Origin of the sequence: Vibrio sp. MACH09, from assembly GCF_033238805.1 — a bacterium.
Classification (GTDB): Bacteria; Pseudomonadota; Gammaproteobacteria; order Enterobacterales; family Vibrionaceae; genus Vibrio.
Genome location: NZ_BSFZ01000001.1, coordinates 220,816 through 243,767 on the forward strand (window position 1 = coordinate 220,816; position 22,952 = coordinate 243,767).

Below are 22,952 nucleotides of genomic sequence, written 5' to 3' on the forward strand. Positions count from 1 at the left end.
GATTTCATTGAATTAACGTTGTAAATTACTGCTTAACATGGCCGAGAAACGTAATATTTTTCTTGTTGGTCCTATGGGTGCCGGCAAAAGTACAATTGGTAGACATCTAGCTCAGCAACTGCATATGGAGTTCTTAGATTCAGATACTGTAATCGAAGAGCGTACCGGAGCGGACATTGCTTGGGTTTTTGATGTTGAAGGTGAAGATGGTTTCCGCAAACGCGAAGAGACCGTAATAAACGACCTGACTGAACAACAAGGTATTGTTCTGGCAACAGGCGGCGGTTCTGTAAAAAGTAAAGATAACCGTAATCGCCTATCTGCGCGTGGTATTGTTGTATATCTTGAAACAACAATAGAAAAACAATTAGCGCGTACAAATCGTGATAAAAAGCGTCCTCTTTTACAAACGGATGACCCTCGTGAAGTACTAGAATCTCTAGCTGGCGAGCGTAACACTCTATATGAAGAAGTTGCCGATTACACCGTCCGCACTGACGACCAAAGTGCGAAAGTAGTAGCTAATCAAATCATAAAAATGCTAGAAGAAAGATAGAGCCTGTATCAGGCTCTATAATTTCATTTGACTGGAGAGCAGATCATGGAACAGATCACGGTTGATCTTGGTGAACGTAGCTACCCTATTTCTATTGGCGCCGAGTTATTTAATGACTCGGCGTACTTTTCTTTTCTATCCTCAAAACAAAAAGTAGTGGTGATCAGTAATGTTACCGTTGCGCCCTTATATGCCGATAAAATAGTAGAACTGATCAAGCAACAAGGTTGTGAAGTTTCAGTCTTGCAACTGCCTGACGGTGAAAAGTACAAAAGCTTAGCTACCTTTGAAACCGTAATGAGTTTCTTATTAGAAGGTAACTTTGCCAGAGATACGGTTTTAGTGGCACTTGGTGGTGGTGTGATTGGTGATTTGGTGGGGTTTGCGGCTTCGTGCTATCAGCGAGGCGTTGATTTCATTCAGGTTCCTACAACGCTTCTCTCTCAAGTTGACTCTTCTGTTGGTGGAAAGACCGCGGTGAATCACCCGTTGGGCAAAAACATGATTGGTGCTTTTTATCAGCCCAAGTCTGTGATTATTGATATCAATTGCCTATCAACCTTACCAGAGCGTGAATTTTCTGCTGGTATGGCAGAAGTAATAAAATACGGCATTATCTATGATGCAGAGTTTTTTGATTGGCTAGAGAACAATTTAGAGAAATTATACCAGCATGATGAGCAGGCGCTTGTGTATGCCATTGCTCGTTGTTGTCAAATTAAAGCTGAAGTTGTGCAGAAAGATGAAAAAGAGTCTGGTGTTCGAGCGTTGCTGAATTTAGGGCATACTTTTGGGCATGCTATTGAAGCGGAATTAGGCTATGGAAATTGGCTGCATGGCGAGGCAGTGTCTGCAGGCACCGTGATGGCTGCAAAAACAGCTCTGCTTCAAGAATTGATTACTCAGCAGCAATTTGAACGTATAATCTCTATATTAAAACGCGCTAAGTTGCCGGTACATACTCCTGATTCAATGTCTTTTGATGATTTTCTTAAGCATATGATGCGAGACAAAAAAGTATTATCTGGTAAGCTTCGCCTTGTTTTGCCTACAGGAATTGGTTGTGCAGATGTGGTTGCAGACGTTGCAAATGAACGCATCAAGCAAGCGATAGATTTTTGCCGCAACTGATGAATAACACTACTATTAACCGATAGGATTGTCTGATGAGTTTGGCTCATGAGTTGCGTGTATTGGATTTAGAGTCACAAATCGATCTGCTTGATCGATTGCGGCTGCTGACTCGCTTTGGCTCTAATCTTACCAATATTTCTGGTAACAAAGGTTCAGGCAAGTCATGGATAGCTCAGCGTTATTTAGAGGCTTGGTCACAAGATAAAAACCAATCTCTGCTTATGTGTCATCCTAGCCAGACGGATGCGCAAAAAAGAGCCATTATCCTTAATCAAATTGTCCCTGATCCTCTTTTTAATGAACAAGATACTATTGTAAATAGCTTTGCTCGAATGATGGCCGATCAGACGTGTGATGTCGTCATAGTGATCGATGACGCTCAGATGTTGAGTGATACGGTATTAGCAGAGCTATGGACACTCGTTCAAGAAGCTCAAGCAATCCCCGCTTGGAATATTAATGTTGTACTCTTTACCCAAGGCGACAGATTAGATGCGGTACTCTCTCGATTAAGCTACGGACAAGAGACAAAACCGTTAGCACTGGAAGTTGAATCACTTTCTCAAAACGAAGTTGATCTGTTTGTTGAGCTATTGGTTGTTAAATATGTCTCTGGTGAAGATGCTAAAAAAGCAATTAGAACTCAGGCAACTAAGGCGCAACCATTGCCGGGTGCTTTAATGATGTTAGGAGAACGAAAAGTGGAAAAAAGGATTATTATTCGCTCAATTATTGGTTCACCTATTAAAATTGCTGTGGCAGTACTCGTGCTGCTTTTATGTATCGCAGTGGGTTATCTGTGGCTCTTCACTCAAGCCGTGCCTGAGGGAGACATCGTGAGCGATAGTCAGATGGTCACCAGTAATACAGAAGAGACGAGTACGGGAGAACAACTGGTACTGTCAACAGACTCTTCTGAAAATAATCAAGATGCGAGCACAGCAGAGACAGCAGAAGTTGGTCATGCAGCTAGCGAGACATCTATGGCGTCTGATGCTTTAACGGGAACAATCGATGAGTCAGACCTTCCTCCATCAATACCAGAGAATGTCGCGTCAGTAGGGCAATCTGACGATGGTCAACGTGTTGTTGTTCCTTCAACGGTTGTTGATGCTCTTTTAGAAGGAGAAGAGGCTAATACTCAAGTGATTGACGATGCGTTTAAAGCAGCGACAGACAAGGCGGCAAATGAACAACTGCTCAAAGAGAGCTTAGAAAGTATTGCTGTTCCTGAAACGGTGGTCATTACGACTGAACCTGACGCGAGTACCGTTGAGCAGCCGCTAGAGAGTGTGGAGCTTGAACGTGAAGAGAACAGCCCGCCTCTTGTCACTTTTTCATTTTCTAAGCAAGAGTTGCTGGCGGTATCTGATCGAAATTACACTCTGCAACTTGCAGCGTTGCTCTCCCTTGACGATGTGCAAAGCTTTATAGATAAACATGCATTGCAGGACAAAGTTAGAGTCTATCCAACGCTGAGAAATAACACTCAATGGTACATTGTGACTTATAAAGATTTTTCAACGATTCAGGCTGCTCGCAATGCAAGAGTGGAACTTCCTGTGTCGGTTCAGTTGCTGGAGCCTTGGGCAAAATCCATGCTGCAAGTTCATAGAGAGATTGAACTTGCAAATTAGCGCTGAGCTTAGGGATAAAATGTGTTACATTCCGCATCTTCTTTTTTTGTTGGTGGTTAGAGCAGTAAATGAAAAAGCAACGCGCCTTTCTTAAATGGGCAGGAGGCAAGTATGGCCTCGTTGAGGACATTCAGCGTCACTTGCCACCAGCAAGAAAGCTAATTGAACCGTTTGTTGGAGCAGGTTCAGTTTTTTTGAATTCTGATTATGATGAATATCTGCTTGCCGATATTAATAAAGATTTAATTAATCTTTATAACCTATTAAAAACAGAGCCAGAAAAAGTGATTGAAGAGTCTAAACGATTCTTCCAACCTGAAACTAACAACAGAGAATTTTATCTGGATACTCGGGCTCAGTTTAATGCGACAGATGATATCTGGTTTCGGTCATTAGCCTTCCTCTACATGAATCGCTATGGTTTTAATGGTTTATGCCGTTATAACAAAAAAGGTGGTTTTAACGTTCCTTTTGGTTCTTATAAAAAGCCTTACTTTCCAGAAAAAGAGATGATCTTCTTTGCTGAAAAAGCGAAAAAAGCCACTTTTGTCTGTGAAGGTTATGCTGACACCTTTTCTAGAGCGCGAAAAGGCAGCGTAATATATTGTGATCCTCCTTATGCACCGTTATCTCGAACCGCTAATTTTACCTCATATGCAGGTAATGGTTTTACTTTAGACGATCAAGCCAATTTGGCCGAAATCTCAGAGAAAACAGCGAAGGTGAGGGGAGTGCCAGTTCTTATTTCCAATCACGACACCGCTCATACTAGGCGGCTCTATAAAGGGGCAAGTTTAGAGACCATTCAGGTAAAAAGAACCATTAGTCGTAATGGCTCAGGTCGAACCAAAGTCAATGAGCTTTTTGCTCTGTTTGAAGCCAAAGAGAAGGTGGATTCAGAACGTATTAAAATGAGCTTGGTGTAAGCGCTAACCTTTAATTGCAATAAAATCCGTTTTAAAGCGCTATTGCCCCCTAGGATCTTTGACATTCATTCGGTAGAATCGTGAGCATATTTTGCCCATCACTCAAGAGACCCGATATGAAAGACTTCCTAATTGCACCTTCCATTTTATCTGCTGACTTTGCTCGCTTAGGTGAGGATGTTGAGCGCGTAATTAATGCTGGTGCAGATGTAATTCACTTTGATGTGATGGACAATCATTTTGTTCCAAACCTTTCTTTTGGTGCTCCTATTTGTAAAGCGTTGCGTGACTACGGTATTACCGCACCAATTGACGTGCATTTGATGGTTAAACCGGTGGATCGACTCATCCCGGATTTTGCGGATGCAGGTGCGACAATGATTACAATTCACGCTGAAGCGACAGATCACTTAGACCGTAGCTTGCAGTTGATCAAAGAGTGCGGTTGTCAGGCGGGAGTAGTGTTTAACCCAGCCACCCCATTACATTATTTAGATTATGTAATGGATAAAATTGATATGATTCTTTTAATGTCAGTGAACCCAGGTTTTGGCGGTCAATCTTTTATCCCTTCCTCTCTTGATAAACTGGCTGATATTCGTCAACGAATTAACGCCTCTGGACGTAACATACGTTTAGAAGTGGACGGTGGTGTGAAAGTTGATAATATCCGCGAAATTGCTGAAGCAGGTGCAGATATGTTTGTGGCGGGATCTGCAATATTTGGTCAGCCAGACTATAAAGCCGTCATTGACCTAATGCGCCAAGAGTTGGCGCAAGTAAAAAAGTAATGTAACTGCAATGAAGGGGCGAATTATCGCCTCTTTTTTTTGCTAAGAATGGAGTAGAAAATGTCGTTGAGTAAAGTAAAGCTTATTGCGTTTGATCTCGATGGAACCTTGCTGCATAGCGTTCCTGATTTGACCATTGGTGTTGATGCTGCTGTACAAGCTTTAGGTTATCCTCCTATCACGGAAGAACAAGTAAGTCATTGGGTTGGTAACGGTGTAGAGATTTTGCTATCGAGAGCCATTTGCCGCAGCATAACCGTTAGTGAAGATCTGGATCGCGATGAACTGGCTAAAGGACGAGAAGTCTTCAATAAAACCTATGCGGAGTGTGGCCATAAGAAAAGCCATCTTTATCCTAAGGTAAAAAGCACATTAGAAACGCTGCACTCTAAAGGGTATAAGCTTGCCGTTGTTACCAATAAGCCGTCTCAATTTGTGCCTGAAATTTTGCAACAACAGGGTATTGAACATCTGTTCAGTGACGTGATTGGTGGAGAAGATTTTCCTGTACGCAAACCCGATCCAATTGCCCTTAACTGGCTATTAGAAAAATATCAGTTAACCAGTGATGAAATGCTAATGGTCGGGGACTCGAAACATGATATCCAAGCCGCAAAGAATGCTAATTGCCCGTCATTTGCGTTGACCTACGGCTATAACCATGGAAAGCCTATTTCTAGTGCTAATCCCGATTTTGTTGCAGACCAGCTCTCTGAGCTGTTAACGCTGTTAGCATAAAATAGCGGATTATCTGTTATCAGTGGTGGAAAAATACTTGTTAATGAGTACACTGCATAAGGTCTGTTGATCTTTCGGGTATATCTCTAGCCGCTTGCGACTGCTTTATGCGCGTGAAGCGTTCTGATTGACATATACAGACCCTAACAATTCATTTTAAAAAGAAGTTATAAAGGAATCATAATCATGAGCAAACCGATTGTATTGAGTGGTGTTCAGCCATCAGGTGAACTAAGTATAGGTAACTACTTAGGTGCTCTACGCCAGTGGCAACAAATGCAGGACGATTATGATTGCCAGTACTGTGTTGTAGATTTACATGCGATTACCGTTCGTCAAGATCCTAAAGCCTTGTATGAAGCCACATTAGACGCTCTCTCTATCTGTTTAGCGGTTGGTGTAACGCCAGAGAAGAGCACTCTATTTGTTCAGTCACATGTGCCTGAGCATGCGCAATTAGGCTGGGTGTTAAACTGTTACACGCAAATGGGTGAGCTGAACCGCATGACTCAGTTTAAAGATAAGTCTCAGCGTTATGCAAATGACATTAATGTGGGTTTGTATGATTATCCTGTGCTTATGGCAGCTGATATTTTGGCTTATCAAGCAGAGCAAGTTCCAGTGGGAAGCGATCAAAAGCAACACTTAGAGTTAGCGAGAGATATCGCGACACGATTTAATAATCTTTATGGCGAAACCTTTGTAGTGCCAGAACCGTACATTCCGACAGTAGGCGCTCGTGTAATGAGTTTGCAAGATGCGACCAAGAAAATGTCAAAGTCCGATGATAACCGTAAAAACGTAATCACTTTGCTAGAAGATCCTAAATCGATTACCAAGAAAATTAAAAGCGCGGTAACAGACCCAGAAGATCCTCCGCGTGTTATTTACGATATCGAAAACAAACCGGGTATCGCAAACCTTATGGGCTTAATGTCAGGGGCGACAGGCAAAACCTTCGCTGAAATAGAAGCGGATTACCAAGGTAAGATGTACGGCCATCTTAAAGGCGACGTAGCTGAAGCAGTCGTTGCTATGCTTACCCCTGTCCAAGCTGAATATAAGCGTATCCGTGAAGATAGAGCTTATTTAGATTCGGTGATGAAGAAGGGGGCAGATAAAGCTTCCGAGCGTGCTGCTGTTACTCTTAAGAAGGTCTATGAAGCCGTGGGTTTTGTTACTCGCCCATAAATTATTATCTAAATAAGATAAGCTTTAAGTTAAGATAGGTTCAATTAAGGGCCTATCTTTTTCTTGCCTTTCTAAATCTCTGCTGCACAATACCGCCTATCTTAATGGACATTTAACCGGATGTTATGCTGTTAATCATTGATAATTATGACTCTTTTACTTACAACCTATACCAATACTTTTGTGAGTTAGGGGCTGAAGTGAATGTCATTCGTAATGACGAGATTACCATTGAGAAAATTGAACAGCTTAATCCTAGCCATCTCGTTATTTCTCCGGGACCATGTACCCCTGATGAGGCCGGAATATCCCTGGACGCTATTCAGCATTTTGCTGGGAAGTTACCTATATTAGGTGTTTGTCTTGGACACCAAGCGATTGCTCAAGTATTTGGGGGAAAGGTTGTTCGTGCAGATAAAGTGATGCATGGAAAGACTTCACCAATTACACATAATAACCAAGGGCTGTTTTTGGGGTTAAACAATCCTTTAACCGTTACACGATATCATTCATTAGTGGTGCAGCGAGATAGTTTGCCTGATGTTTTTGAGCTAACAGCATGGACCGAAAATGATGATGGCTCAGTGGCAGAAATAATGGGTTATCAACACAAACAGCTTGCTATTGAAGCGGTACAATTCCATCCCGAATCGATAAAAACTGAGCAAGGTCACGAGCTATTAGCGAACTTTTTAAAGCGTTAATACCATTTCTATCGCTCCATTTCTTAAAAAATATCATTCTCTTCACAATTTTTACATCATTTTTCATAATGAAAGATTATGCATCATCAATTCATTTACATGTTAATTAAATGTGCTAGTTTACTGAATACTTAGCATTACTCACTAGCAGATACGACAAATTCGAAATAGACAATGAAAAATTAGTGAATAAATGGTCACTAGTCGACCATTGCCTTGAATGATGAGTAACAAAAAAATACCGTCTGCCTATTGAAATGGTTAATAAATTGTTAATACAATGCTGGGGTAGAATAAAATACCAACAAATTACTAAGTTTATAGAATTTAACATTCGTATGAGCTTTGGTCGCGATATGGAGTGCAATAAAGATGGAAAAGAAAGTCGAACGCAGTTGGTTTGATGACGTTATGGTTCCTTGCTATAACCCAATGGAAGTGATTCCCGTAAAAGGTGAAGGCTCCAGAATATGGGATCAACAAGGTAAAGAGTATATCGATTTTGCGGGTGGTATCGCGGTGAGCTGCCTTGGCCACTGTCATCCAGCCATGGTTGATGCGATTACATCACAAGCCAATAAGTTATGGCACTTGAGTAATGTGATGACCAATGAGCCAGCGCTACGATTGGCTAAAAAGCTAACGGATATTTCTTTTGCAGACAAAGTCTTTTTTGCAAACTCAGGTGCGGAAGCGAACGAAGCCGCTTTAAAATTGGCTCGTCGAGTGTCAGCAGACCGATTTGGTAGTGAAAAATCTGAGATTATTGCGTTTAAACAAGGCTTTCATGGACGTACATTCTTCACAGTAACTGTTGGTGGTCAAGCCGCGTATTCAGACGGTTTTGGACCTAAGCCGGGAGATGTCACGCACTTAGAGTATAACGATATCGAATCGTTTAAAGCGCACATTTCAGATAAAACCTGTGCGGTAATGATGGAGCCTCTTCAAGGTGAAGGCGGTATTGTATCTCCGACGTCAGAATTTGCTCAAGTCGTACGAGAGCTGTGTGACAAACATAATGCCCTGCTTATTTTTGATGAAGTTCAAACAGGCAATGGTCGTACCGGTACTTTTTATGCTTACGAAGGGTTAGGTGTTACTCCTGATATATTAAGTACCGCCAAATCATTGGGTGGTGGTATTCCTATTGGTGCAATGCTAACGACTGACGAATATGCTCCGCATATGAAAGTGGGTACTCACGGTTCAACGTATGGTGGTAACCCATTGGCTTGTGCGGTAGCAGAAGCTGTGGTTGATATTGTTAGCAAGCCAGAAACATTGGCTGGTGTATCAGAGCGTGAAGCCTTGTTGCGTCAAGGTTTGACCGAAATAAATGAAAAGTACGGCATTTTCAGTGAAATCCGAGGTAAGGGTTTACTTATTGGTGCGGTGCTCAATGAGCAGTGGCAAGGTCGCGCACGAGATGTGTTGGTTGCTGCTGGTCAAGAAGGATTAATGGTACTTGTGGCTGGCGCAAATATCGTACGTTTCACACCCTCTTTGATCATCAGTCATGATGACATTAAAGAAGGGTTATCCAGATTAGATAAAGCAATCGCAGGGCTGCTATAACGATCAGTTGATTAGCTAAGGCGTTGCATTTGGCATCGCCTTGCTTCTCTTTCAACTCGACTCGTCCCCTCAAATCTACGACAGCAAAAGGAGTATAAAATGCTGGTTGTTAGACCTATTAAAAAAACAGACTATGAAGCACTTCGGGTATGCGCAGAAGAATCAGGACACGGATTTACCTCACTGCCAGTAAATGAAGAGCTACTAACCAATCGAATCAAGAATTCAGTAGAGAGTTTTAGTAAACAGAATGTCACCGAACCATCCGATGAAGGTTATTTAATGGTGGGTGTTGATTCGGAAAGTGGTGAAATTGGTGGAACAACGGGAATAGAAGCGTCTATTGGTTGGGATGTGCCATTTTATACTTACCACATCAGTAAAATTGTTCACTCTTCACCAAAGTTAGGAGTGAATAATGTCGTAAAATTGCTGACATTCGGTAATAACTACACTGGTTGTTCAGAAGTTTGTACTCTGTTTTTGAGACCAGCATTCCGTGGTGGATTAAATGGACGCTTGATGTCTAAATGCCGCTTCTTAATGATGGCTGAACACCCGGAACGTTTCTCTAAAGTTGTTTTTGCCGAGATGCGAGGCGTATCGGATGAACACGGAAACTCGCCGTTTTGGCAATGGCTACAAGACCATTTCTTCTCTATTGACTTTACCTTAGCTGATTATCTCGTTGGAATTGGCAAAAAAGGGTTTGTCGCGGATTTAATGCCAAGATTGCCAATTTATATCAACCTGCTCAGTAAAGAAGCGCAAGAGGTTATCGGTAAGGTGCATGAAAACACAGTGCCTGCACTGAAATTGTTGGAAAATGAAGGTTTTGTTTGCCGAGACTATGTCGATATTTTCGACGCAGGCCCAACAGTAGAATGTGATATGCGCAATATTGAATCTGTTCGTCACTCATTCAGAGCCAAGGTGAAAATCTCTGAACATTCTAGTTCTCAGGATTACTTGCTGGTTAATACTTCCTTTGAAAACTTCAGAGGTGTGGCAGCAAAAGGCGCTTACGATCAAGAATCGGAGACAGTGATACTGGCGAAAGATGTTGCAGCGGCTCTTGAAGTCGATAGTGGCGACTACGTACGTATGCTTCCTCAATAAAGGCTTTTTTTGTAAACAATTTCTTTGCAAATGCTTTCTTTGCAAGTAAAAAAAGAATAAGGACACTCTAATGACTCAGTGGATTTCAGGCCAGTGGGTTGCTGGCCAAGGCGAAGCGATAGATTCGAAAACGCCTTACAGTAACGAAGTAGTTTGGCAAGGTGATAGTGCAACACCTGCTCAAGTAGAACAGGCAGTAAAGGCTGCTAGGGGCGCTTTCTTACAGTGGAAGAAGCTGAGTTATGAGCAGCGTGAGGAATATGTACTGGCGTTTGCTGAAGAGGTGAAAGCCAATAGTGAAGAAATCGCACAGATCATTGCTAAAGAGACCGGGAAGCCGATTTGGGAAACACGTACAGAAGCCGGAGCAGTAGCTGGAAAAATCGCTATTTCTATACGAGCTTATCATGATAGAACGGGCCATGCTCAACGAGAAGTCGCGGGGAATCAGGTTGTTCTTCGTCATCGTCCTTTAGGCGTAATGGCTGTTTTTGGTCCTTATAATTTCCCTGCGCATTTACCTAATGGACATATTGTTCCTGCATTGTTAGCGGGCAATACCGTTGTATTGAAGCCGTCAGAGCAGACTCCTGCTACGTCCGAGTTACTAATGAAACTTTGGCAAAAAGTCGGCCTACCAAATGGTGTGATTAACTTAGTCCAAGGTGCGAAAGAGACAGGTATTTCTCTTGCTGAATCGAAAGGCATCGATGGTTTACTCTTTACTGGCAGCGCAAATACAGGACATATTCTTCATAAACAGTTTGCGGGTCAGCCGGATAAAATGCTGGCACTAGAAATGGGAGGAAATAATCCTATGGTTATTTCTGAACAGTATGGCGAGCTGGATGCAACAGTTTATACCATTGTACAGTCTGCGTTTATTAGTGCAGGGCAACGTTGTACGTGTGCACGACGTCTCTATGTTCCTGTTGGGGACAAGGGTGATTTGTTGATGAGCAAGTTGCTAGAGGTCACAAGAAACATCAATGTTGATCAACCGTTCGCAGAGCCTCAGCCATTTATGGGGCCTCAGATTTCTGTTGCTGCAGCACAGTTTATAATTGATGCGCAAAAGAATTTACAGCAACTTGGTGGAGAAAGCTTAATTGAAGCGAAAAATAGCAAAGCTGCTTTTGTCTCTCCGGGTATTATTGATGTAACCAATATCGCCGAGTTACCTGATGAAGAGTACTTTGGTCCTCTTTTGCAGGTGGTGCGTTATCAAGATCTGGAAAGTGCGGTAGAAATGGCAAATGACACTCGCTTCGGTTTGTCGGCAGGTCTAGTTTCGACCGATGATAAAGAGTGGGATTACTTTGTTGATCATATTCGTGCCGGAATTGTTAACCGCAACCGTCAGTTAACTGGTGCTAGTGGCGATGCGCCATTTGGTGGCCCTGGGGCGTCTGGTAATTTACGTCCGAGTGCGTATTACGCAGCGGATTATTGTGCTTACCCAATGGCATCAATGGAAGGCGGGGAAACCGTATTACCCGCAACATTGAGCCCGGGTGTCGAGATATAAATTTTTATAGGTTTGGATTCAGTCGTACCATAAACCTTTAACTCATAGAACAAAGTAAGGGAACTACTATGTCACCAACTGCGTTATTCCAATCTTTATGGAACGACTACATTGAACGATTGTGTCCAGAAGCGAATCAGGTACATAAACTGTTAGAAGAGGGCGAACCTCTTATTAACGATCACATTGCGTTACGTACCTTTTCTAATGCACCATTGGCTATTGAAACTTTGGCGGCGCCATTTTTAGCCTTGGGTTATAAAGAGTGTGGTGATTATGTTTTTGAAAGTAAAAAACTGACGGCGAAACATTTTGAACATCCAGACTTAAATCAACCCAAAGTGTTTATTAGTCAATTGGAAGTGGAACTGTGCTCTGAAGAGCTGCAACAGATTGTTGCTAAGTTAGTGGCACAAATAGATGCTGAAAAACTGGCGGGTAGTGAGTTTCTTTACGGTGGACGCTTATGGGACATCAGTTATCAGGACTACTTAACGTTAGCAAAAGAGAGTGAGTATGCAGCATGGCTGTCAGCTCACGGTTATGGCGCTAACCACTTCACGGTTAGTGTAAATCAGTTATCTCATTTTGAAACCGTCAAAGGCGTGAATGATCATTTACGAAAAGCTGGTTTCGCTATTAACGAATCTGGTGGTGAAGTCAAAGGATCGCCAGAGGTTCTGTTGGAACAATCGTCTACAATGGCTGATCGTGTTCCTGTGATGTTCGCGGGAGAGCAACAGTTGGTACCGGGTGGCTTCTATGAATTTGCTCGTCGTTATCCGATGAATAGTGGTCAACTTTATCAAGGTTTTGTGGCCGCTTCTGCCGATAAGATCTTTGAGAGCACCGACAGCTAATCTCATTGAGTTCCTCATATTAATTGTTTACATGAGGAACTCAATTTACATCGTAACCCTTATTTTGTTCCATCGACTTGGCCTAAACAGGTTCATCTACTCTAGACCCAAATCTAGTGGTGTCTTGCTTGGCCGGCCAGATATCTCACGAGTCAGTTTTGGCACCATATAACCTGATACTTGGGTCATCATTTCTGCCATTATCGCTTTTGCTTCTGCATCGCTGACATAGAAGTGAGCGGCACCTTGGACTTTGTCCAGCACGTGTAAGTAGTATGGCTGTATTCCCGCATCAAAGAGAGTCTCATTGAGTGAAACTTGTTCTGCTACAGAATCATTCACCCCTTTCAATAATACGCCTTGATTTAGCAGCGTAACATCGCTGTTCTTTAATCGCTTAAACGCTGAAATTAAGGTGTCATCAATTTCATTGGTATGATTAATGTGAGAAACAAAAACCACTTTAAGACGTGTTGAGGAAAGAATGTTGCATAGTTCATCGGTTATGCGTGAAGGAATGACGACAGGTAATCTCGAATGAATTCGTAAACGCTTTATGTGAGAAATATTGGAAAGGCGATCTACAAGCCACTGTAGCTCATGATCTTTCGCCATTAATGGGTCACCACCAGACAATATGATTTCATTGAGTTCTGTGTGAGCAGCAATATAGTCAATGCTGTGTTGCCAAACGGATTTACTTCCTTTGTTGTCGCTGTATGGAAAATGACGACGAAAACAGTAACGACAATTAACAGCACAACCGCCTTTGAGTATTAATAATGCTCTGTTTTTATACTTGTGCAGTATTCCGGGTTGCTCGTTGTCTTGTTCCTCTAACGGATCAGATGAATAGCCTGAGTGTATGACTAATTCTTCGCTAATGGGCAGCACTTGACGAAGTAGAGGGTCATTAATATTCCCTTTTTCCATTCGCTCAATAAAACTGATCGGTACTCTTTGTGAAAAAGCAGCTTTTGCTTGAAAACTAATATGACCATTTTGATCTTTTGGCCATTTATCTACTGGGATTTGTAGATGATTAAGCAGTTTTTCAGGATCAGTGATCGCATTCGCTAATTCATTGATCCAGTTTCGCTCAACAGCGACCGCTTTTCGGGTTATGATATGCGACATTAAAATTTAACTCGAATAAATGTAAGAGGACAAAATGGCTACAGTTAGCACTAATGAATTCAAAGGTGGTCTTAAATTAATGCTTGATAATGAGCCTTGCGTAATCATAGATAATGAATATGTTAAGCCGGGTAAAGGTCAAGCGTTCAACCGTGTTAAAATTCGTAAACTACTTTCTGGTAAGGTGCTAGAGAAGACATTTAAGTCTGGTGAATCTTTCGAACTAGCCGATGTTTTAGATATCGATCTCGATTACCTATACACAGATGGCGAATTCTATCACTTTATGAATGCAGAAACATTCGAACAAATTGCTGCTGATGAGAAAGCCGTGGGTGAAAACGCAAAGTGGCTAGTGGAAAACAACACTTGCATGATTACTTTGTGGAATGGCAACCCAATTACAGTTACGCCACCAAACTTTGTTGAATTAGAAGTTACTGAGACAGATCCTGGCCTGAAAGGCGATACTCAAGGTACCGGCGGTAAACCTGCTACCCTAACAACTGGTGCCGTAGTACGTGTACCTTTGTTTATTCAAATTGGTGAAGTGATTAAAGTTGATACCCGTTCAGCAGAATATGTTGGTCGTGTTAAGTAATTTTAATATTGAATGAGATTCAGATAATCTGAGTTATCTAGATCTATAGATAGTAAAAAGGCCGATGATTTATCGGCCTTTTTTACAAGTCGAGTTATTTAAATCATGAATACAAAAATAACCGACAATGCTGAAATTAACGCCGCGATAAAGTAGCAAGCAATTTTACCGACCACACCGATATGAATTTTTAAGTCATGCATACCGTGGTGTAATCTGTGCATTGCATGCCACATAGGCAATGCTAATGTTCCAATGACAAATAGTGCACCAATAAAGCTGGTGGCAAAATCGGCCACGCGCTCGTAACTCATCGCTTCAGCATCAATCACCCCTAATGGAACAAGAATGCCCAGTACCAATACGGTTACTGGCGTTATCATTGCAAACCAGCTGCCGCCAGCACCAAACAGACCCCACCATACCGGCTCGTCTGAACGTTTTGGATGTTTATCTACCACAATAAGCTCCTTATACGATGATGAGTACAATCAGTGAAATGGCTGCAACAGCCGCCCACTGGCTCAATACAATGACTTTCTTATCCAGCAACTTACCTTTAATGCGAATCGGCATTACCTGAGGCATCATGCCAAAGAAGGTGTGTGCATGGAAAAGACTGCCCGCCAGTGCCACGATATTGATGGCCACAACAACAGGGTTGCTCATAAAGCTTAACCACGCCTGCCATGATTCCGGCCCTTTCACCAAGCTGCCTAAGCCAAACGTTAAGAACAGGGTAAATAAAATCAGCGGCAATACCGTTGCTTCGCGTAACATATAGAAACGATAGAAGCTGCTTTTTTGCCACCATGTGGCATTCATTGTGCGAACATAAGGTTTACGGTTACTCATTCCTTAGTCCTCCTGTGGGGTTAACATGGCAATGACAAAGTCTTTGGACGACTCTATCTTCCCTTGGTTGACCGCAGCGGCTGGGTCGACGTTCTTCGGACACACTTCGGAGCAGAAGCCCACAAAAGTACAGCCCCATACGCCGTTTTCACCATTAAGCAGCTCCATTCGCTCAGCTTTGCCGTTGTCACGGCTGTCGAGGTTATAACGGTGCGCTAAGGAGATAGCCGCAGGCCCCAAAAACTCAGGGTTCAAACCAAATTGCGGACAAGCGGCGTAGCATAAGCCACAGTTAATACAGGCGGCGAACTGCTTGTATTTTGCCATCTGCTCTGGGGTTTGGTTGTTTGGCCCATCTTCCGGAGTTCGGTCGTTGCCAATGATGTAAGGTTTGAGCGCTTCAAGACGTTCGATAAACGGCGTCATATCTACAATCAAATCTTTCTCTATTGGGAAGTTTGCCAGTGGCTCAATGAGCAGGCCATCTGGGTAATCTCGCAAGAAAGTCTTACACGCCAATTTCGGGTAGTTATTGACCATCATGCCGCATGAGCCACAGATGGCCATACGACAAGACCAGCGATAGCTTAAGTCTTTGTCTAGGTGGTCTTTGATGTACCCCAGTGCATCCAGCAGTGACATGGTGTCATCAAACGGTACTTCAAATGTCTGCGTGTATGGCTGAGCATCTTTCTCAGGGTCATAACGCAGAATGTCGATTTTTTGAATACGAGTTGTGGACATTATTTCTGCTCCTGTGCTTCGTTAGCGGCCTTCTCTGTCTTTTCTTTTTCGACAAGAGCTTCTTGCGCTTCTTGCGCAGCGGCTTTCTCCGCAGCCTCACCATACAAACGGGCTTTCGGTTGAGATTTGGTGATGATAACGTCACTGTAATCGATGCTTGGTGGAGCATCTTCATTGAAATGCGCCAGTGAGTGTTTTAGGTAGTTCACATCATCACGCTCGGTACAGCCTTCATCTAAACGTTGGTGCGCACCACGTGACTCACGACGAAGAATGGCAGAGTGTGCCATGGCTTCGGCCACTTCCAGTCCATAACCAATTTCAATGGCGTACAGAAGGTCGGTATTGAATACCTTGCCTTTGTCTTTGATGCTGATGTTTTTATAACGTGCTTTTAGCTCGGTCAGTTTGGCAATGGTCTCTTGCAGTAAATCTTCACGGCGGTAGATACCACAGCCCGATTCCATGCTGGCGCCCATTTCTGTGCGAATGGTGGCCCAGTTTTCATCCCCTTGCTGATTAAGCAATGCCTGAATACGCGCTTCAACGGCGTCAACTTGCTTAGCGATGGAGACATCATTCCACCCTTTAAAAGCTTCCGCGCGTTTCACCGCATGCTCACCGGCAACACGACCAAACACCACAAACTCAGCCAGTGAGTTGGAGCCAAGACGGTTAGCACCATGTAAACCTGAAGAGGCACATTCACCCACGGCAAACAGACCTTTAATCTTGGTTTCACACGTTGGGTCAGTTTCAATGCCGCCCATGGTGTAGTGAACCGTTGGACGAATTGGAATCGGCTCTTTAGCCGGGTCAACGTTAACGTACGCTTTAGCTAATTCACAGATGAAAGGCAGACGCTCTTGCAGATACTCTTCGCCAAGATGAGTCAAGTCTAGGTGCACCACATCACCCAGAGGGTGGTCGATGGTGTTGCCTTTTTGCTGCTCATGCCAGAACGCTTGTGACACTTTGTCTCGCGGTCCCAGCTCCATGTATTTGTTCTTTGGCTCGCCCACAGGGGTTTCAGGCCCCATGCCGTAGTCTTGTAGGTAACGGTAACCGTCCTTATTGACAATGATGCCCCCTTCGCCACGACACCCTTCGGTCATCAAAATGCCGGTGCCCGGTAACCCCGTTGGGTGGTACTGGACAAACTCCATGTCACGAAGTGGCACACCATGGCGATAAGCCAATGCCATACCATCGCCGGTCACAATGCCACCATTGGTGTTGGTGTTATAAACACGACCCGCACCGCCTGTCGCCAGAACCACAGATTTGGCTTTAATGGTGACTAACTCACCCTCTGACATGTGAATGGCGATAAGACCTTGTACTTCGTCCTCTTCCACCAATAAATCCACCACGAAATACTCGTCAAAACGGTTGATTTGCTGGTATTTGATGGACGTCTGGAACAAGGTGTGCAGCATATGGAAGCCGGTTTTATCCGCGGCAAACCAAGTACGCTCTACCTTCATGCCGCCGAATCGACGAACATTGACGTCGCCATTCTCTTTACGGCTCCATGGGCAGCCCCATTGTTCCATTTGAATCATTTCGCGAGTGGCATTTTCGACGAAATACTCAACAACATTTTGTTCGCAAAGCCAGTCACCCCCGCCAACGGTGTCGTTAAAGTGGTTGTCTAAGCTATCTTCATCTTTGATGACGGCAGCAGAGCCCCCTTCGGCTGCAACCGTGTGCGAGCGCATAGGGTATACTTTAGAGATAAGAGCAATCTCTAAATCGGGGTTGGCTTCAGCCGCTGCGATAGCAGTACGAAGACCGGCGCCGCCAGCGCCGATGACCGCGATATCTGTGGTTATGGTTTTCACAGTTATCCTCCAGTGTGAGTGAGCAAAATAATGAGGGATGAACTTATGTGATTAAGCCCATCCCAACAGCAATTGCATTAGATCGTTATTATTAAATTAATTCCTTTAACTAGTTTACGGCACCAATGTCAGGAAAAAATTGATATTGATGGATTTTTGCCGTAGAAATGCTAGAGAGAAGTCAGGATTTACGTAATGTGTGACAAGTATCACTGAGCTACGTTTAACGATTTTAATTTTACATATCTACCAATAGTTTATAGCAATATGACAATACAAAACTGGCAACCTAGTGCAACAATTCAACAACTTAAAAACAGGGCTCAACTGCTTTCAGTTATTCGTCAATTCTTTCTAGAAAGAGAGGTGATGGAAGTCGAAACACCCGCGATAAGTCATGCAACAGTGACGGATGTTCACTTACATACTTTTAAGACTCATTTTGTTGGTCCCGGTTACTCGACTGGACAGTCACTGTTTTTAATGACTAGCCCTGAATTTCATATGAAGCGACTTCTTGCGGCGGGAAGTGGGTCTATTTATCAGATTGGTAAAGCGTTTCGCAATGAAGAAAATGGACGTTATCACAACCCTGAATTTTCGATGTTGGAGTGGTATCGGGTTGGTTTTGATCATCATGATTTAATGGATGAAATGGATGAGCTACTACAACGTGTTTTAGATAGTGGAAAAGCAGTAAGAATGACCTATCAGCAAGCATTTTTAAGTGTACTAGAGGTTTGTCCTTTGGAAGCTTCAATGGAAGCTCTAAAAAAGGTGGCTAAAAATATTGGCTTAGAGGATATTGCTGCCGATGAACAAGATAGAGATACGTTATTACAACTGCTTTTTAGTATTGGTGTTGAGCCTCATATCGGTCAGAAATCGCCAGCATTTGTGTATGACTTTCCTGCTTCCCAAGCTGCATTAGCAAAGATTAATAAGAGTGATCCACGAGTTGCGGATCGTTTTGAAGTCTATTTTAAAGGAATAGAGCTCGCAAATGGTTTCCATGAACTGGATGATGCGGATGAGCAGCTAGCAAGATTTGTAGAAGATAATCAGCAGCGACTGAAAATGGGGCTAGAAATGCAGCCTATTGATTACCATTTGATCGATGCGTTAAAAGCGGGGCTTCCTGCGTGTGCCGGAGTGGCATTGGGTATTGATCGATTAGTTATGTTAGCGTTGAAGTGCCAGCATATAGATGAAGTAACAGCGTTTTCTTTTCCAAGAGCATAGCCATTAAACCATCTAAATCTTCCTTTAAATTAAGGTCAGACCCACCGCAATCTGACCTTTCTGTTTATCAATTTACAATGAGCCCAGTGCCTATTACGGCGATCAATGCCCCCAGCCAAGCAAATTTGTTCGGTCTCTGTTTGATGTATATCCATAATATTGGCAGTACCATGATAGGTGTTGTTGAAGAGAGAAGCGCCACCATACCAACATTACCATCTCTCAAAGCATAGAGTATCAATGTCATGCCTACCGCCATGGCAAGAAAACCATTTAGAGCCGTTATCAAAAAGATACGTAATGTGATGGGTTTTAGTGCTAGAGCTAACTTAGATCCTGACAACCGGAAGGTGAGATGCGCGATAAAAGCGGTAATCATTCGGATAGCTGATGCAGCTATTGGATCCACCGCTGTTTGCATTACTGGTTTAGCGATAATGCCCCCTAAAGCCTGACAGAGTGCAGCAAGTAATCCTAATGCTACGGCAATCCAAATGTTTCCTTTAACCGCTTCCCAGTCGTGCTGTTGCTGTTTTTTCTTACCAAAAAAAATAGCGGTTAGTACGCCAGAAAAAACAAAAATGGCGCCCAATAACTCTTTTCCCTGCATGGTCTCACTAAACAGGAAATAACCGATAATAGCGGAGAAAACAGCATGACAAGAGAAGAGGAGTCCGGCTTGTCGTGGGCCCATTCTGTTCATGCAGGCGAATAGAGCAGTATCACCTATAAATATGCCGATCAATCCTGACAACATCATGGGAGTAAGATGTTGGCTAGTGACGGTTAGCCAACCGCCACTAATTAGTGCCATAGCACTTAACATGACGGCTGTGCAGCCCATCCGCCATCGGCTATATGCAAATGAGCCGAGATGACGAGCAGGCGTGACGGATACTAAACTGGAAATTGCCCATAAAAACGCCGCTGCGAGAGCAAGCCACTCATAGCTCATAATGATAATTATTTTCAATTGATGGTGAATTCATGCTACCCGAATATCTTAATAACCGCGAGAGCAGAGTGAATTAAATTCATCAGAGAGGGATTAATGTTGCTGAGCGAACGTTGACTTATATGACAAAGTAAAGAAGCACCAATAACAGGTGCTTCTTAGATTAAGTTACTTGAACTGAAAAATCAGGTGATAACGAGTGCTGCGGCATAAACAATAAGAAGGCCAACAACACCAATGATGATCCCTGTTTTCGCCATATCTTTGCTTTCAATAAAGCCAGTAGAGTATGCCAATGAGTTAGGTGGTGTGGATACAGGAAGAATCATACCCAGTGACGCTGAGAATGCGACGACGACTAGTAGTCCTTGTAACCCTCCAATGCTCACTAAGCTTTCCATTGAGGCGCCAATGGCGGCGGCTATTGGCATTAACAAGTTAGCCGTTGCGGTGTTAGACATAAAGTTGGCCATAATCCAGCAGACCAAAGATAAGGTTATGACGACTGAGAATGGCGATAGAGATTCATAGTCAATAGCGTGTGCGAGTGCTTCAGCTAATCCCGTTTTGTCTAACCCTATCCCGATGGCAATACCACCAGCAACAAGCCAGAGTACATCCCAGTTGATCTGTTTCAACTCTTCTTTGCCCATAATGCCGGTAAGGGTAAACACCGCAAGTGGGATAATCGATACCACATAGGTGTTCATGCCGTGCAGCTTTGTTGTCATCCAAAGTAGAATGGTGCCTGCAAATGTGGCATAGACGACGATAGCTCGCCAACTCTTTTTAAATGAACCATCCAGTTTTAAAGTCATCTCCTCTTGGGAAGAGGGAAACAGTTTTTGTAGTAGGAACCATGCAAAAGTTAATTGCACAATCACAAATGGAAGTCCCATCATCATCCAAGAAAGAAAGTCGATGCTGTTTTCACCAGTGAGGTACTGTAAGGCAATGGCGTTTGGAGGTGTCCCTATTGGAGTTGCAATACCACCCGTGTTAGCAGCAATGGGCACACATAACACCAGAGCCTTAATACCCAAATCTCCTTTGGGTGCCGATGCTACGATTGGGCCTAGTAGAGCCAGCATCATAACCGTTGTCGCGGTATTGGACATAAACATAGAGAATACAGCGGTAATTAGCATTAAACCGAGCATGATAAATTTCGGTTTCTTACCAAAAGGTTTTAACAATACTCGTGCAAGGTTGTTATCTAATTCGTATTTTGAGGCTGCGATAGCGAGAGCAAATCCCCCCATGAATAGAATGATGATTGGTGATGAAAATGCACTGAAAATATCTTTATAATTCATCAATTCGCCAAGATCATGACCAAGAGGGGGCTCTCTGAATAGATGCAGCCCCTTATTTGAAATCATTATCAGTTCAAGGGCAATAATAAGAATTGAAGTTGCAAACACTGGGACAGGTTCCAATACCCATAGTAGCGCAGCTAACAAAAATATCGCTAAGAGGCGGTGCTGTATTAATGTGAGATCATCTATGGGGATGGAATCAATCGGTATCATCAAAACCAAAGACGGGATGGCAAAGCAAATAAAGAGTTTTATTAGCGTTGCCGGATTGATTTTTTTCTTCATCGTACGCGTAACCTCGTTATTGATACCGAAAGGCTTACCTTTGAATTTACATTTTTGACGTTAAAAAGAGTGTTTTCATTGGCCATCGGTCTAAAGTTTAAAATTGTCTGCAAACTAGCATAAAGTAAGCCAAACCTGCTTACTAAGATCCGCATAGAGTTTTGAAAATAAGAAGGAATTTTTTTTCAGCGATTTGTTATTGGTCAATAAATTGAGGCATTTAAAGCAAAAAAGTCATAAGCAATGTCAATTTTGCTTATGACTTAATATTGATGATTTTATTAATGAAGGATATCGATTATTTGATATTGGCGTAAGGAGTTCCTAATCGAGTGGTGACACCATTCTCCATACTGGAATCAAAATCAATGGCTTCTTTGGCAAATAGATTGATAACCGTTGAGCCCAGTTTAAAGCGGCCCATTTCTTCACCTTTACTTAGTGAAACAGCGTTGTGTCCTGATGCTGGATAGTCCCAGCTATATACACTGTTCCCTCTTGGTGGAGTGACTGTTCCTGCCCAAATAAGCTCTATGCTTCCTACAATGGTTGCACCAACAAGTATCTGAGCCATAGGGCCAAATTTGGTGTCAAAAATACAGACAACACGCTCGTTTCTGGCAAACAGGTTAGGAATGTTCTCGGCGGTAAGAGGATTTACTGAATAGAGATCTCCTGGTACGTATATCATCTTACGTAAGATACCATCACATGGCATATGAACACGGTGATAGTCACTAGGAGAGAGATAAAGCGTCGCAAAATCACCGCCTTCAAACTCTTTATACAAATCAGCATCACCACCTAATAATTCTTGTGCAGAATATTGGTGTCCTTTGGCTTGAACAAGTTGACCATCATCAATAGCACCGAATTGACTGACGCATGCATCCGCAGGGTGAGTGATCACATTGCTATCTTCCGTAAGGGGTCTCGCTCCCCCTTTTAGTTCTCTAACAAAAAAAGAGTTAAATGACGAGAAAAAAGCAGGATCTGAGTGGCGAGCTTCGTCCATATTAATCTTGTACTGCTTGATAAACAGTCGGATTATCATGGTAGTAAATTTCCCCAGCTCGGCTGCGGCTAATAAACCGACAAGTCGGGTAATGGCATGTTTTGGTGCCCAGACTTGGAACCAAATTTTAATTCGATCAGATAGTTTCATAATGATGTCATTTAGTGTCAGACAAGTGGCGAGATAGTACTTA

The 22,952-nt window shown here is 43.0% G+C and carries 22 protein-coding genes; 14 read left to right on the forward strand and 8 right to left on the reverse strand.

All coding sequences use genetic code 11. From position 1 onward, the window contains the following. The first annotated feature begins 37 nt into the window (after positions 1-37). The 12 genes from aroK (at position 38) to CHJ_RS01030 (ending at position 12,762) form a co-directional block, all read left to right on the forward strand. Positions 38-556: a shikimate kinase AroK gene (aroK, locus tag CHJ_RS00975; protein ID WP_171755193.1), complete on the forward strand. Its 519-nt coding sequence runs from the start codon at positions 38-40 to the stop codon at positions 554-556. Positions 557-601: 45 nt separating this feature from the next. Beyond that, on the forward strand, positions 602-1,687 hold the full coding sequence (gene aroB / locus CHJ_RS00980) for a 3-dehydroquinate synthase (RefSeq protein WP_317916657.1): 1,086 nt from the start codon (positions 602-604) through the stop codon (positions 1,685-1,687). Positions 1,688-1,722: 35 nt separating this feature from the next. Continuing rightward, positions 1,723-3,327: an SPOR domain-containing protein gene (locus CHJ_RS00985; protein ID WP_317916658.1), complete on the forward strand. Its 1,605-nt coding sequence runs from the start codon at positions 1,723-1,725 to the stop codon at positions 3,325-3,327. Positions 3,328-3,395: 68 nt separating this feature from the next. Then, entirely contained in the window at positions 3,396-4,253 is an 858-nt protein-coding gene (locus CHJ_RS00990) for a Dam family site-specific DNA-(adenine-N6)-methyltransferase (RefSeq protein WP_171755196.1), read from the forward strand. A 116-nt stretch (positions 4,254-4,369) separates the two neighbouring features. After that, positions 4,370-5,044, forward strand: a complete 675-nt coding sequence (gene rpe, locus CHJ_RS00995; protein WP_171755197.1) for a ribulose-phosphate 3-epimerase — start codon at positions 4,370-4,372, stop codon at positions 5,042-5,044. A gap of 66 nt (positions 5,045-5,110) precedes the next feature. Further along, positions 5,111-5,782 carry a phosphoglycolate phosphatase gene (locus tag CHJ_RS01000; RefSeq protein ID WP_253822146.1) on the forward strand — a complete coding sequence of 224 codons (672 nt, stop codon included), beginning with the start codon at positions 5,111-5,113 and terminating at the stop codon, positions 5,780-5,782. A 186-nt stretch (positions 5,783-5,968) separates the two neighbouring features. Beyond that, positions 5,969-6,973: a tryptophan--tRNA ligase gene (gene trpS, locus CHJ_RS01005; RefSeq protein ID WP_171755199.1), complete on the forward strand. Its 1,005-nt coding sequence runs from the start codon at positions 5,969-5,971 to the stop codon at positions 6,971-6,973. Between the two features lie 125 nt (positions 6,974-7,098). Further along, positions 7,099-7,677 (forward strand): aminodeoxychorismate/anthranilate synthase component II, encoded by a 579-nt coding sequence (locus CHJ_RS01010; protein ID WP_317916659.1) that lies wholly within the window; start codon positions 7,099-7,101, stop codon positions 7,675-7,677. Positions 7,678-8,049: 372 nt separating this feature from the next. After that, positions 8,050-9,255, forward strand: coding sequence for an aspartate aminotransferase family protein (locus CHJ_RS01015; protein ID WP_411861531.1), 1,206 nt, complete (start codon positions 8,050-8,052; stop codon positions 9,253-9,255). 99 nt (positions 9,256-9,354) lie between these two features. Next, entirely contained in the window at positions 9,355-10,374 is a 1,020-nt protein-coding gene (gene astA, locus CHJ_RS01020) for an arginine N-succinyltransferase (protein WP_171755201.1), read from the forward strand. 70 nt (positions 10,375-10,444) lie between these two features. Continuing rightward, positions 10,445-11,902 (forward strand): succinylglutamate-semialdehyde dehydrogenase, encoded by a 1,458-nt coding sequence (gene astD / locus CHJ_RS01025; protein WP_317916660.1) that lies wholly within the window; start codon positions 10,445-10,447, stop codon positions 11,900-11,902. 68 nt (positions 11,903-11,970) lie between these two features. Then, complete coding sequence (locus CHJ_RS01030) at positions 11,971-12,762, forward strand: DUF1338 domain-containing protein (protein WP_317916661.1); 792 nt, start codon at positions 11,971-11,973, stop codon at positions 12,760-12,762. Positions 12,763-12,858: 96 nt separating this feature from the next. Here the strand turns inward: CHJ_RS01030 and epmB are convergent, their stop codons facing one another. Then, complete coding sequence (epmB, locus tag CHJ_RS01035; RefSeq protein ID WP_317916662.1) at positions 12,859-13,899, reverse strand: EF-P beta-lysylation protein EpmB; 1,041 nt, start codon at positions 13,897-13,899, stop codon at positions 12,859-12,861. A 34-nt stretch (positions 13,900-13,933) separates the two neighbouring features. On the opposite strand from epmB, the gene efp reads away from it, so the two are divergent. Continuing rightward, entirely contained in the window at positions 13,934-14,500 is a 567-nt protein-coding gene (gene efp / locus CHJ_RS01040) for an elongation factor P (RefSeq protein WP_171755205.1), read from the forward strand. Between the two features lie 98 nt (positions 14,501-14,598). Here efp and frdD read toward each other — a convergent pair whose 3' ends face one another. Genes frdD through frdA form a run of 4 tightly spaced genes read right to left on the reverse strand, consistent with a single transcriptional unit; the run spans position 14,599 to position 17,943 of the window. Then, positions 14,599-14,964, reverse strand: coding sequence for a fumarate reductase subunit FrdD (gene frdD / locus CHJ_RS01045; RefSeq protein ID WP_411861552.1), 366 nt, complete (start codon positions 14,962-14,964; stop codon positions 14,599-14,601). 7 nt (positions 14,965-14,971) lie between these two features. Further along, a complete protein-coding gene (gene frdC, locus CHJ_RS01050) occupies positions 14,972-15,355 on the reverse strand; it encodes a fumarate reductase subunit FrdC (protein ID WP_171755327.1) in 384 nt (127 codons plus the stop codon). A gap of 3 nt (positions 15,356-15,358) precedes the next feature. Next, complete coding sequence (locus CHJ_RS01055) at positions 15,359-16,099, reverse strand: succinate dehydrogenase/fumarate reductase iron-sulfur subunit (protein ID WP_171755328.1); 741 nt, start codon at positions 16,097-16,099, stop codon at positions 15,359-15,361. Further along, positions 16,099-17,943 carry a fumarate reductase (quinol) flavoprotein subunit gene (frdA, locus tag CHJ_RS01060; RefSeq protein ID WP_171755329.1) on the reverse strand — a complete coding sequence of 615 codons (1,845 nt, stop codon included), beginning with the start codon at positions 17,941-17,943 and terminating at the stop codon, positions 16,099-16,101. The genes CHJ_RS01055 and frdA overlap by 1 nt, the downstream gene beginning before the upstream one ends. 267 nt (positions 17,944-18,210) lie before the next feature. On the opposite strand from frdA, the gene epmA reads away from it, so the two are divergent. Next, positions 18,211-19,185, forward strand: coding sequence for an elongation factor P--(R)-beta-lysine ligase (gene epmA / locus CHJ_RS01065; RefSeq protein ID WP_171754867.1), 975 nt, complete (start codon positions 18,211-18,213; stop codon positions 19,183-19,185). A 67-nt stretch (positions 19,186-19,252) separates the two neighbouring features. Here the strand turns inward: epmA and CHJ_RS01070 are convergent, their stop codons facing one another. From CHJ_RS01070 to asd, 3 genes are all read right to left on the reverse strand, one after another. Continuing rightward, positions 19,253-20,140 (reverse strand): DMT family transporter, encoded by an 888-nt coding sequence (locus tag CHJ_RS01070; protein WP_171754866.1) that lies wholly within the window; start codon positions 20,138-20,140, stop codon positions 19,253-19,255. A 185-nt stretch (positions 20,141-20,325) separates the two neighbouring features. Further along, on the reverse strand, positions 20,326-21,744 hold the full coding sequence (locus tag CHJ_RS01075) for an SLC13 family permease (RefSeq protein WP_171754865.1): 1,419 nt from the start codon (positions 21,742-21,744) through the stop codon (positions 20,326-20,328). Positions 21,745-22,042: 298 nt separating this feature from the next. After that, the gene (asd, locus tag CHJ_RS01080) at positions 22,043-22,909 is read right to left on the reverse strand and encodes an archaetidylserine decarboxylase (RefSeq protein ID WP_317916664.1); all 867 of its coding nucleotides are present in this window, start codon (positions 22,907-22,909) and stop codon (positions 22,043-22,045) included. Between the last annotated feature and the right edge of the window lie 43 nt (positions 22,910-22,952).